Below are 13,630 nucleotides of genomic sequence, written 5' to 3' on the forward strand. Positions count from 1 at the left end.
GTGATTTTAAATTATGAAAAACAAGCCTCTGCTATTCTCGCTAAATGAATTGGAAAAAGAAATTTTAATTTTGAAAGCTGCTATAGATATTATCGATTCGATTGTGAATTATAATTCCTTAGACATCCATCATTTTGAACATGGTTCAGTCGTGCGTTTTAAAACAAATATTCATCAAGAATATTTTAGTATTTATCTTGTTGATTTTTTATCAATGCCAGCAAGTGGATTTGGACTGAAAAAATCAAGTTATATATCATTATTAAATGATGTTTGTTCTTCACCAGCGTTTGACAAAGATAATTCAATAGCCTACCTTATAAAGCCCGTTACCGAATTCTATAATTGGCTTGAAACTGAAATTACAATAAAGCAATTATGGTTTCCAACAATTAATTTAAAGATCGATTTAAAGATTACCTATTTAGAGTTCTTGTATATAGGTGGCAATGTCTCAAAACATAACTTTACTCGTCTGTCGGCTTGTGCAACAAAGATGCAAAGAATTTTGAAAGATAATAATGTGAACAAAGAAACGATGGAATGTCTTTTAGCTTTGGAGGATTATCAAAACTGGTTTCATGGTGAAGGCAATATACTGGGGCATCTTAGTAGTACAATTGTAAAATACTTAAACAACATTCGGTGGGGAATTCATCATTATTTACAACCAGAGTTCCTTCGTTCATACACTAGTGGTAAAGAGAGAACATACAGCTATAACTCCCCGAGTACTATTTTAAATCCAACAATTAAATTTTGTTATTGGGACTTAATGAATAGCATAAGAAGAAATCCTTATATTCCAGAATTTGAAGTTTCAAGACACTATAGACATCATCCATTGATAGTCCAGTATTCTTACCAAGGCAATAGTCGATGAAAAAAGAAAAATAGTTGCAGGAGTATAAGTTAGAAGACGGACAATATTCGATAGTACGCTCAAAGGGGCAAAAGATAATATTTGCGTAGAATCTTTCGTGGATATTTCCTTGATCTTCGAAGTTTATTAGTATGTTAGAATTAACATAGGCTGGATTACTTTTTAGGAGCGATTCAATTGGATAATAAAAATCTCAGGGATGGTCCTCTTGAATCGATGTTTATGGTATGTTAAAAGAAATCTGAAGTTGTAAGTTTGGCGAAGTAAAAATAAAATAAATAGTAAACGAATCGAATGAACCGTCCCTTCTTGATGTAAAGATGCAAATGGTTTATTGATTGGAATAAAAGAGGAACTGTGCTGCAATGGCAAATAAAACAATGTATTCATGAAGGAAACTATACCGTGGTAGAGTGGTCTTCGAGTGTGAGTTTGATGAAGTCAGCGATGGATTTGATGGCATTTCTATAATATTGTTTAACCTCTATGGTGAAATTTGTTTCTTTAAAAGAGTTTCAGCCAAAAACAGAGCACTATCAATCCTATAGTGAAAATTCTATTCGAAGACATAAAAAAATAATGTTTTTTCAGAATGAATATAGCCAGATAGAAGCCAGACGGTCCAATCAGAAATGATTTGACTGCCTGGCTTTTTAATTGGTTGGCGATGAATTATTTGTAATTTTTGGTTATTTAAGGGCGAAATCTGCAGGACTATGGTCCTGTTCTAAAGAATTGGTAATATATTTATAGGAAATTCAAAGATAACGATCAATGCTTATAAATGATAACCGGGATATGTAGAGAAATAACAGACAGTGATAGTAGTAGGTAAGAAAGGCCATTATGAGCGTACTTACCTTGCCTGAATTGTATAACTTAGATCTAAATCCATAGCCCAGTACCCGGAGGTATTTTGGGGTTTCCGAAAACAGACTGTGTTGAGATACTGATCAAGGCGCATATCAATTCTTGCAACAAGAAGGAGGGGATTGAAAAGTATTGTCTGTCATGTGCAATTTTAGGAAATGAAACCTATCGTCACAGAGAATTTAGAAAAACGTCTAAATGAGGAGCAGAAGCAATGAGAAGTTTGACATTCAGTGACTTTGCGGCATTATTTTATGAACAGATAGTGTTAGCCAAGGAAAGCGATTCTTTTGATATGGACTTAGAGGATTTTTTTACAATTGTCATGCTGGAATATCTTGAGGAAGCCGGAGAAGTTGACTCTCCAATACTGTGTCCTTTTCGCAGCCATGGGCTTCAGCTGAATGCCTATAGTATGTCAGAAGACTGTGAGAATGTCGATATTTTTGTCAGTCTGTTCTCATCTTCCGAGATCCCTCAAAGGATATCCCGAACAGATGTCGATGCTGCATTAAAGCGTGCCATACAACTTTATCGAAAAGCGGTCAACAACTTATATGCTTCTTTTGATAAAGACAGCGATACATATGGTTTTGCACACTTATTGTATAAACATAAAAATTCAATAAAAAATGTACGTATTATTGCACTTACAAATGGTCTTATAAAGCCAATAGATTTAAAGAATATTCATATAGAAGGAGCAGAAGTCTCTTTTTCAATATGGGACATGGACAGACTATACAGATGTGCCAGCTCCGGGAAAATGCGTGAAACTATTGAGATAGACTTTATAGAGGAATTTGGAATACCTATTGAGTGCATTGAAAATACAGCCAGCAAGAAGTATCGTGTCTATCTTGCAATACTGCCCGGAAAAATTCTTGCCGGTTTATATGAGAAACATGGTGCACGGTTACTTGAACGGAATGTAAGATCGTTTCTGCAGGTTAAAGGGCAGGTTAATAAAGGTATTCGTGATACAATCAAAGACGAACCGGAAATGTTTCTTGCCTATAATAATGGTATTTCGGTAACCGCAGAAGATGTCGAAATTATTCGGGATGAAAACGGTAAACCTTCGATTGCAAAAATCCGCGATATGCAAATCGTTAATGGGGGACAAACCACAGCTTCCATATTCAATGCAAGTGTCAACAAAAAACTGAAAGCAGATCTGGATCCGGTTTATGTTCAGATGAAACTGTCAGTTGTTTCTGATTCAGATCAGTTGGATCAGATAGTACCCAGGATTTCAGAATACGCAAACACCCAAAATAAGATACAGGTAGCGGATTTTTCAGCTAATGATCCCTTTCACAGAAAAATGGAAGAAATCTCACGTGTAACCTGGACTCCGGCTCAGGGAGGGATAAAGCCCAGGAACTGGTTCTATGAACGGGCAAGAGGCCAGTATGTGAACATGCTGGCCCGGGAGACAACCGCTTTGCGACGAAAACAGTATAAAGAGGAACATCCGCTGTTTACCAAAACAGATCTTGCAAAATATGAGAACACATGGGATCAGTTACCTTATATTGTAAGTGAAGGAGCTCAGAAGAATTTTAAAAAGTTTACTCAGAGAATAAAAGACCGCGGCGGTTTTATTCCGGATGCTAAATATTATGCAGACCTCATTGGCAAAGCTATTTTGTTTAGACGGACAGAAAAATTGGTCCAATTACAAAATTATGGCGGATACCGGGCAAATATTGTCACCTATACGCTGGCTTTTTTATCAAAAAAGACTTCGCAGAGAATTGATCTGGGCCGTATATGGAAAGAGCAGCAGCTTACAGAGCATTTGGAGACAGAGATTGTAAAAATTTCTGCTCTGATTCATGAATACATTACTAATCCTCCGGGAGGAGCTAATATCAGTGAATGGTGCAAAAACGTCAGATGCTGGAACACTCTTGCCGAAAAAGAATATATACTGAGTGATGCTTTGCAAAGAGAATTAATTTTGGTGGAAAAACCGAACCAACAGAAGAATATTTCAACCGGAATAAATGCCATAACTGATGAAGAGGCCAAGATCGTTAAGGCAGCAATGAGTATACCGGCAGAAACCTGGTTTTCACTATCACGATGGGCGAAAGAAACCAATAATTTTCAGGCATGGCAACGCAGCCTGGTGTTTACCGTTGGTACGCAGATTGGCCGTTCCAAACAAATGTCATATAAACAGGCCAATCAGGCATTAAAAGTTTACACAGAAGCAGAGCGCAAGGGATTCTGCTGAGTGAAAGGGGGGATATCTGTGGAATGGTCAGATTACGTCAGGGAAGAGCTTCTGCGAAAGAGCTGCCTGTATAGTCTTGAGGTTACAGGCGGCAATGATTTCACAGGTGTTCCCCCTATTATCAGAGTGAGCATCGATTTATTAAATCGGTTTTTGTCTGCCGGGGAGAAATATTTGGTAATGGTATTTCCGGAAAGGAAAGAAATCAGTTTTTTACTGACTGTTTTGAAAATTATAAGTGACATCCTTGAAGGCAGAGTTCAAAGTGAATATAATCCTGCTTTATTCAAAAAAGGACAAAAACTTAAATGTAAGAACTGTATAGTTGAGTTTGACCGACTGGAAATAACGAACGAAGAACAGTTACTTTGGGTAAAAAATGCCGATTGTTCTGTGGGAATTCCAATTGATCTAGCGCCATTTTTCCAGTTCGTCGAAACGAGCAGGCTGCTATCAAAAGATATTAATTTTTCACGGATAAAGCGACAAATACGGAAAGAGAGACTTGCGATGACTTCAGGTGAGAGGTTGGTTGCAAGTCTTATTGATAACAAAACCCACTTTAAATGTACCTTTTTTTATGTATCCCAGGTTAATAAAGCAAAAGAGTTCACCAACAGTGTCCGGATTAACGGTAAAACTATCAAAGAAATTCTTTTGATAGGTCAGTCTGATGCAGAAGGGAATCTGAAAATTGTTAATGCCGGTCAGTTGGCAGGAGAACCTGCGATTGTGCTTGCACCTGATCTATATGCTGTTAATGAGGCTGTTAAGCAGAACTCTGAAGTAAAACTTTTGCTGGTTGACGTTTCAAATGGTAATCTGATTGCTAATCAGCTTGATGTTCTTGATGAACTGAAGACAAAAGGATTTCCGGTAATATTTCTGACTGATACCCTGAATTCATTTGATTTAGACGTATTGGAGCAACGGGGCTTCTGGGTATGGCGCTGGGATGAAGAAAGTATAACCAGTATGTTATATGATGAACATTTAAATCAGATGGATCAAAGAATTAAAAATTGTGCCTGTAAAAAAATTGAATACATAAGTTGTGATGAGAGAAACACCATTAGTAAAATATTTTTTCTATTGCATAAAAACAGGCAGGATATAGCTGATGCCGCCCAAAATGTTTCTGTTATATATGATAAATTGGTTTCACTTGTTTTTAACCTGATCAGAGCGATGATTCCTCCTTCTGACAATGAGTTGATCCTGTTCAATTCACATTTGGAATTCTGTGAAAATGAACTAAAAGCCGCAAAACGTTTTATTTCCCCGGGCCTTTATGATGGTTTTACCGAAATGATAAAAAGATTTAAACTGGTATTTGAAAAACCAGTAGTGTACCCGAAAATTGAAATGGTGAAACATATTATCCGGGAACGTAAGTATAACAAGATTTGCATGATTGTTTCAGATCAGGTGGATGTGATACTTTATCAACAATATTGGGAGGCTTTTTGCAGTTCGGAAAAAATCATTACTGCTGTACGCGTATTGAATCAGAATCAATATTGGGAAGCTGATCTGATCCAGGCTGATGTTACACTGGTTTGTGGATGGCTAAACCGTGATCGCATGAAAAGAATTTTATATAGCCATAAAACCCCTGAATATATAGTATTTCTTTATGAGTGCGAAGAGCGATGGAAAAATTCTCAAGTTGCTGCCTGGAGAAATGTGCTGCACAAAGGAAATAAAAGGAGAGTAATTGAAAAAGCACTTAGTTCCGGACATAGCTTTTGGGCGGACCAACAACCAGAACAAATGACTGAAGCTGCTTCGGATGAAGTAGCTGAAATAAACATGGTTTTGCGAGAAAACCGATACCGTCAGTATGGCGTCAGGAGTTTGGACGAAGAAAACGGGGATGTCACAAAAGCCATTCCGGTTAATTATATCGGCGGGTATTTTGGATTTTACAAATCAACACATAAACTTATATCCGCAAATGATATTGTATTACATGGCAAAAACGAAATTCGGCTCCTGAACCCGAATAAAATATCTGTGGGTGATTTTGTTATTGTACGTGAGGCATCACGTGATATTGTAAAAGAGATGGCTGATGCTATTCTTGAGAACAGCGGGCATGCAGGACTGCGGGATCTGGCGACAAAGTGGAGAGTTGCTCTTGACGTGGAAGGGATCTTTTCGAGCTTTGATGAAATATTTGCCAAGTTACAGAATTCGGGATGTACAAAGGATGCCGGGACTGTCCGTCAATGGATCAAAAATGACAGTACTATTTCTCCCCAGGATAAAAGAGATCTTGAATTTATTGCGAGAGCTACTGACGATGATGTTTTACTGGAGCAGATTGACCGGGTCTATGAGGCAGGGAAATTAGTAAAAAGCGCCCATGTTCAGGCAGGAAGGAATTTGTCCACTTTGCTTCGGACCCAGATTGCACAAAAAATACAGGATCTTGGACAAATTGACCTTTATAATTTGTGGGAACCTATTCCTCTTTATATTGATGGCGTGGGAAATGTTAAAATGCTTAAAGTAATTGATATCGGCATGGAAATGGTGGTTGAAACAGCCAATATCAATCGTTTGTTAAGCGAGTTTTAGGGAGGCTGGACATGGCCAGAATGGTACCATCAGTTATTTCTCCGGAAGTTAAGAGCGTCGCTGAAAGAAGGATATTCGAATGGTTCAAAAACGATCCTGCCACAGAGGGGTGGGTAGTGCTCCATTCGCTGGGAATCGCAAATCATCAGACTGTTCTGTATGGTGAACTCGATTTTCTGGTAATTGCCCCCGGGCTGGGAGTATTTGCCCTGGAAGTCAAGGGCGGGCGGGTCAGACGTGACACTGGTATATGGCATTTTACAAATAAATATAACAAAACTTCTTCAAAAAGACGGGGCCCGTTTGAGCAGGCAAATGAGGCTGTATTCAGTCTGTTTAATGATATAAAGAAAAAATGTGGCAGCCGTCACAAACTGAGCAGCCTTCTGTTCGGAACAGGAGTTATGTTTCCAGATATTGTTTTTACTGTCGATGACATGGATGGGGAACAATGGCAGGTGTTTGACCAAACTGACAATGGAAACGTAAGCGGATTTATTAAACGGCTTGCAAAGAACACCAGGAGAAAGTGGGAGGAGAAATACGGGGTTATTAATCCGGAGAAAATTCCCGATACGCGTGCAACAAAAGAGCTTGCAAATCTTTTGCGCGGCGACTTCGACAAAGTGATTTCCATATCCACACAAATAAACTATGCTGAGGAAGCGCTGATTTCACTGACAGGGGAACAACTGAAATGCCTTGATCAACTGGAGGACAATCCCCGCTGTCTGATTCAGGGCGCAGCAGGAACAGGTAAAACTCTGCTTGCGATAGAGGAAGTGAAAAGAGCGGTATCTAACGGAGAACGGGTTGCTCTTTTTTGCTATAATAATATGCTTGGCGCCTGGCTGAAAAGACACTTTGAATCTTTACCGGCTGAGCTCAGGCCGGACTTTGCGGGTACATTTCATTCGTTTATGTATAGGATGGTAAATGAAACAACTGACAAAGGCATATACCCGGCTACCGGTGAGATACAAAAATTTTATCGGGAGGAACTTCCTCTTTTATCACTGGAAGCGTTGGAGATCAATAATTTATTTTATGACCGGATAATTGTGGATGAGGCACAGGATCTTTTATTTGAAGATTATCTGGATGTTATGGATATGATGCTTAAAGGTGGCATAGACAGAGGAAGATGGAACATGTTTGGCGATTTCACAAGGCAGGCTATTTACTCGGATGGCACAACCCCGGAAGTTCTGAAGGAATGTCTGAACAGTCGCACATCGTTTATAAACTACAAGCTAAAAATTAATTGCCGTAACACGAAACCTATCGGCGAGGAGATTAAGTGCCTTACTGGTTTTGATAGTTCCTCATATTTGTGGACGAAGGTTGAAGGTCCGCCTGTGAACTACTATACGTATCAAACTATGGAAGAGCAAAGGCAGAAAATCGAATCATTGCTGAAAAATTTACTTCATGAAAAAATTGAGCCCGGAAAAATTACCATTCTATCTCCTGTTAAACGTGAAGCATCTGTTGTTTCCCTTATAGAAGGGCACAAGATCAGGGAATACAAACCGGATTTGGAAGATTCGATTTCTTTTAGCACGATTCAGGCTTATAAAGGACTGGAGAATACCGTTATTATCCTGACAGATATAGAAAGTTATGAGTACGAAAAGTTATTATATGTGGGACTGAGCCGGGCAAGGAGTGCTCTGTATGTTTTTGAAACAGTGAACGCAGATGCTGAGCGTAATAAAATGCTGTTGAGGTGGATATAGTGGCGACTGATAATCGGAGAGAACAATTACTTGACGTAATTAAACGAGAGTTTATCGGACCGGATCCACTTGATTTCCCTGAATTATGTCAAAAAAATGGAGAAGAAGTACTGTCTTCTGATCCGCCACATATCAGATACGCAGCAGGTATCCTTTTTCCGCAGGGAGCAATGCCTTCAGATGCTGATGCGGTAAAAGAAGAGACGGATAATGTCCGGGATGAGTTAGAACAAGAGGAAGGGGCTTCGGAGGAAGAGGGTGACGAAAAAACAGTCGGACGTTCTGAGCTTCTGCAGGAAGAGGAAGAGGTTCTTAACCTTTCCAATGCATTTCGTCAATCTGCAATAAGCCTGACAATTGCAGTCAGGCCAACCCAAAAAATATTGGCTGATATCAGTGCCGGTGTCTATGAACGCATTACACTCACGGATTCTAAAACAGACAAACGATACCAGCGTTATCCGAGACGGTCATTGCGATGGAACAACGAGGGTAATCTGATAGAATTGCCCGGTAAGGATCAAAAGCAGAAAGAATATAAAATAGTTGAAAATAATAAAGAAACGCATCTTTGTTTTGTTATTACATACCGATATCTGGACTTAAAGAGTGAAAAGCTGATTTATACTTTTACGTTGCGAAACAGTAAGCAACTTCGTCCTGATGAGGCCATTCGGGATGAAGACTGTTTCTTTCAGGTATTCTTTTCTCTGAAGTCTGATGAAGGCTTTCCCTGTTTGCCGGACAGTCAGAAAATCAATATAAACGACGAGGATTATCAGTCAAATCTTCTGCTGTACAGAGATGTAAAAAACTATGTGATTGGACACGGTTGTTCCGGTGACTGGGTTGAGCATAATGGGCGGGTTACTGAAATTCATACTGAGATTTTTCCGTCCTATGAAATAAAACCCATCATTCCGACAACGATTCCGGGTGTCTCGCTTGAAATGTATAAAATGAGCGATACCGGAGATTTCGATGCAGCAATTCGTGAGCTGGAAGAGTTGTGCGAACGTTACAGAATTTGGGTTGAGGAATTAAAAAAAGACAGTTTTAAGCTTAATGCCAGTTATCAATGCACAGCGGAGAGGCATATCAGAGCCTGTTTTGCCTGTCACCGGAGAATGAGCGATGGTGTTCAGCTACTGAAGAATAATCTGAATGTCCGTAAGGCTTTTCAATATATGAACAGAGCTATGCTACTGCAACAGCTCCATTATAATCTTCCCCTGCAAATGTGGGAGGATAATGGCGACGGAGAGTTGCAGCTAATAAAACAATATTCTCAAATCCCCGAGATTGGCGATAAGACCACCTGGTATGGAGATATCGGCCGATATGGTAAATGGCGGCCTTTTCAGCTGGCATTTATTCTTATTAATCTGAAATCTATGGCAGACAGGGACTGTGAGGAACGGAAACATGTGGATCTTATATGGTTTCCGACCGGGGGCGGAAAAACGGAGGCTTATCTGGGGTTGTCGGCCTACACAATTTTTATCCGAAAACTAATGAAAAGTAGCGATTCCGGTACTGCCATTATCATGAGGTATACTTTAAGACTTCTGACTGCGCAACAATATGAGCGGGCGTCTTCTATGATTTGTGCATGTGAGCTGATTAGAAAGGAGAAAGAAGCCGAATTAGGTTCTTCAAGAATCACCATAGGATTATGGGTTGGCGGCGATAATACTCCCAACAAAATGGCTGACGCTGTAGATGCTTACGAAAGCCTTAAACGTGGCGGAAACGAGGAGAATCCTTTCATAATGCTCAAATGCCCCTGGTGTGGTGCACAAATGGGGGTTGTTCCAATGAAAAACAGGAACATCAGGCATCTGCCCGGATACAGGAAAATCGTAGCACGACGCAAAGAGATTGTTTTTCAGTGCAAAAATGACCAGTGCAGTTTTTCCAGGGATGATTTTAATCTTCCTTTGTTAGTTGTAGATGAAGCGATTTATAATAATCCCCCGACTCTTTTGCTGGGGACGGTGGATAAATTTGCGATGCTTCCATTTCTGCCGGAAGCACAAAAACTGTTTGGAATTTATCCGGAAGGTCGCAGAGGGTCGCCTGATCTTATTATTCAGGATGAACTTCATCTGATTTCAGGGCCGCTTGGGTCAATGGTTGGGCATTATGAAACAATGATCCACGAGTTATGTACGATTCGGGAAAATGAAAAAGAGTACACTCCAAAAGTAATCGCTTCCACTGCTACCATAAGCCGGGCGAAGGAACAGTGTAATGCACTTTATAATTGTGGCAGGGATCGGGTGAATCAGTTTCCGGCGGCAGGCCTTAACGCCGGTGATTCCTTTTTTGCTGTTGAGGATAAAACCGGAGTCGGACGCCGGTATATCGGTATTTTGGCAGCGGGATCTTCATCCTACGCTACCACAACAATTCGTTTATATGCAACGCTCCTGTATGCCGCCAAGGCGCTTGGTGTTGACACTGAAGATGATCGCGATCCTTACTGGACCAATGTGGGGTATTTTAACAGTCTGAGAGAACTTGGACAGACTGCAACCTGGATAAGTGCAGATATTGAAGAGTATCTCCACACTATTTATAAACGTCGTTATGAAGATAAAAACGAAGGATATAAAGATAACCGTCGTTATATATACCGATATGAAGAGCTGACGAGCCGTGTCAGAGGCGACAAAATTCCCGCGAATCTTCAGAATCTGGGGATCAGATACCCCTGTAAAGAGCGGGGAAAGCGTCCTGTTGACATATGCCTTGCAACCAATATGATTTCTGTCGGAGTTGATGTCCCGCGTCTCGGGCTGATGACGGTAACAGGACAGCCAAAGACCACGGCCGAATACATTCAGGCAACAAGCCGGGTCGGAAGAAGTTCGGAGTCTCCGGGCATTGTATTTACAACATATCATCCTGGTAAACCACGGGATAAATCCCATTATGAGCAGTTTCGTTCATATCACGCCAAGGTGTATTGTCACGTTGAGCCAACCAGCGTTACTCCCTTCTCTGCTCCGCTAAGGGAAAGAGCACTTCATGCTGTGCTAATCGGACTGGTACGACTGCTCGGCAAATCAGAGACATATAATGATCCCAAAAAGATTGATGCGCGGGAATTATCCCGGCTTTTTGGCATTATTAAAAACCGGGTCGAGGCGATAGACCCGGAGGAGCTGGATAATACAAGTCAGTACCTGGAAGAAATCGTTAGTCAGTGGAAAGACCAGCTGCCGCAGAAGTATCACGATTTTCGGGCGGAAAGTGCGGTTCCGTTGATGTATCCTGCCGGAACAATGCCCAATATTGACTGGGATGGGCGCGGAATGGAAACACCAACATCTATGCGCAGTGTGGATGCAGCCTGTGAAGTATACGTTTTGAAAACCAGTTATACGCCTGAGGAGGATTAAGATGGCTTACTCGTTAAAACCTGTTAGACGAAGTCAACTAATTAGTCCCTGGGGAGTAGGCGCAATAGTTCCGTTCCCGGAAGATGAATCCCTGATGATTGCCGGACTTGACATGTGGCAATTTGGCCGAGAAAAATCAGAGTTTATTGTCAAAGATGAACGGCTGGAAAAAAGGCTGGGTGTTAAGGAACTGCGAAGACCACCGGATTTCAGGGATTATAAGTCAGATAAAATCAATCATTCCATCAAAATTCCCGCTGTCAGATTTCCACGGTGGCAATATTGCCCATTTTGTGGCACGATGAGCAAATCAAATTATTATTCTGCTCAGGAAAGATGCAGCGGATATACCTGGCCACACGGGCGTTCCTGTACAGGGAAAAAATATAAGCGAAAACTAATTCCAGAGAGATTTATTGTTGTGTGTCCGGAAGGACATATAGATGATTTTCCTCTCATGGAGTGGGTGCATTATAACTCTGATAATCCGGAGACGCCATTCCCGGTCAAAGACACCTGTGTTCTCCGAAGAAGTACAGGTGGCATGTCTGCCTCTCTTTCATCTGTAAAATTTGAGTGCTCCTGTGGCGTTAAAAGGAGTATGGCAGGCGCAACCAACAGTGGGGCACTTGAAAGAATTGGTTACCGTTGCAGGGGGAGTAAGCCCTGGCTTGGTATTGAAAAAGATGACGATCATCCCTGTAACAGTCAGGGCCTTAAAGTCCTTCAGCGTGGGGGGACCAATATCTGGTTTGCAGATGTCAGAAGCTCAATATATATTCCGATTGACGCTGAAGATACTAATCGCCGCATCATATCTGTACTGAATGACTATTTTGAGAGGATAAATGCAAGGCGGGTTAACGGTGAAATAAGCAGAGAGTATATAGAAATGATTGCGGAAGTTAAAAAGGTTGACTCCCAGGATTTGTATGATGCGGTTATTAACAGGATTGAAAAAAGTGATGACATTGCTGAAGTTACCGAAGATATATCTGAAGAGGAATATCGCCTTGCTGAATACCGGGTGTTAGTGAAAAGCAGCGGCAGCGATAAACTCGAATTTCACTCAAAAAACTATTCAGTTCAGAAATACGACCGGATAATCCATAAATATTTAAAAAGTATTTCACTTGTACCCAAATTGCGCGAAACCCGCGCGTTTATTGGCTTCTCAAGGCTACAGCCTGATTATTCGATGAGCATTGCAGAGAAAAAGAAAATGATTCGTTTGCATGAGGGTGACTGGCTTCCGGCTGTCGAAGTGTATGGTGAGGGTATTTTCTTTGAATTTGATGAATATGCCCTGCACCAGTGGGCTGAGCTCCCGGAAGTGAGAGCAAGAATAGCTAAACTGAATGCGTCTTTTCAAGCCATAAACCGAAGACAGAATAACCGTGTTGCTCAGTTAAATGCCAGTTTTGTACTGATCCATACGTTTGCGCACTTACTTATTAACCAGTTGAGTTATGAATGCGGATACGGGAGTTCTTCCATCCGTGAAAGAATTTACTGCGATAAAACCGAGTCGGATATACAAATGTGCGGCGTTCTTCTGTATACTGCATCAGGGGACTCAGAAGGCTCTCTTGGGGGACTTGTACGCCAGGGGCAAGCCGGTCGGATAGAAGATACTATTGTTGCCGCAATCAGAAATGCTCAATGGTGCTCTTCTGACCCGGTGTGCATACAGTCGCTCGGGCAGGGGCCGGATTCCTGTAATCTGGCAGCCTGCCATAACTGTTCACTGTTGCCTGAAACATGCTGTGAGACTGGGAACCGGCTTTTGGACCGTGCATTGGTGGTTGGTACTCTGGACAAGCCATCCGTTGGATTCTTTTTCGGCCTTGGAGAAACAGAAAGTATTGAAAAATAGTAAAGCTCGCAGGTTCTTTGCAGATAT

6 protein-coding genes are annotated in these 13,630 nt (G+C 41.0%); all 6 read left to right on the plus strand.

Going from position 1 to position 13,630, the window contains the following annotated elements; all coding sequences use genetic code 11:
• Positions 1-13 precede the first annotated feature (13 nt).
• The 6 genes from F3H20_RS05160 (at position 14) to drmB (ending at position 13,603) form a co-directional block, all read left to right on the plus strand.
• Complete coding sequence (locus F3H20_RS05160) at positions 14-883, plus strand: hypothetical protein (RefSeq protein WP_149733879.1); 870 nt, start codon at positions 14-16, stop codon at positions 881-883.
• Between the two features lie 1,084 nt (positions 884-1,967).
• Positions 1,968-3,998 (plus strand): AIPR family protein, encoded by a 2,031-nt coding sequence (locus F3H20_RS05170; protein ID WP_149733880.1) that lies wholly within the window; start codon positions 1,968-1,970, stop codon positions 3,996-3,998.
• An 18-nt stretch (positions 3,999-4,016) separates the two neighbouring features.
• Positions 4,017-6,581: a DrmE family protein gene (locus tag F3H20_RS05175; RefSeq protein WP_149733881.1), complete on the plus strand. Its 2,565-nt coding sequence runs from the start codon at positions 4,017-4,019 to the stop codon at positions 6,579-6,581.
• A gap of 11 nt (positions 6,582-6,592) precedes the next feature.
• Positions 6,593-8,320 carry a DEAD/DEAH box helicase family protein gene (locus tag F3H20_RS05180; RefSeq protein ID WP_149733882.1) on the plus strand — a complete coding sequence of 576 codons (1,728 nt, stop codon included), beginning with the start codon at positions 6,593-6,595 and terminating at the stop codon, positions 8,318-8,320.
• Positions 8,320-11,727, plus strand: coding sequence for a helicase-related protein (locus F3H20_RS05185; protein WP_149733883.1), 3,408 nt, complete (start codon positions 8,320-8,322; stop codon positions 11,725-11,727). Before F3H20_RS05180 ends, F3H20_RS05185 begins: the two co-directional genes overlap by 1 nt.
• A gap of 1 nt (position 11,728) precedes the next feature.
• A complete protein-coding gene (gene drmB, locus F3H20_RS05190; protein WP_149733884.1) occupies positions 11,729-13,603 on the plus strand; it encodes a DUF1998 domain-containing protein in 1,875 nt (624 codons plus the stop codon).
• Positions 13,604-13,630 lie beyond the last annotated feature (27 nt).

This window comes from Propionispora hippei DSM 15287 (assembly GCF_900141835.1).
Lineage (GTDB): Bacteria > Bacillota > Negativicutes > Propionisporales > Propionisporaceae > Propionispora > Propionispora hippei.

Coding starts and splice junctions, on each gene's coding strand:
- F3H20_RS05160 (WP_149733879.1), top strand. CDS start 14: ATGAAAAACAAGCCTCTGCTATTCTCGCTAAATGAATTGGAAAAAGAA.
- F3H20_RS05170 (WP_149733880.1), top strand. CDS start 1,968: ATGAGAAGTTTGACATTCAGTGACTTTGCGGCATTATTTTATGAACAG.
- F3H20_RS05180 (WP_149733882.1), top strand. CDS start 6,593: ATGGCCAGAATGGTACCATCAGTTATTTCTCCGGAAGTTAAGAGCGTC.
- drmB (WP_149733884.1), top strand. CDS start 11,729: ATGGCTTACTCGTTAAAACCTGTTAGACGAAGTCAACTAATTAGTCCC.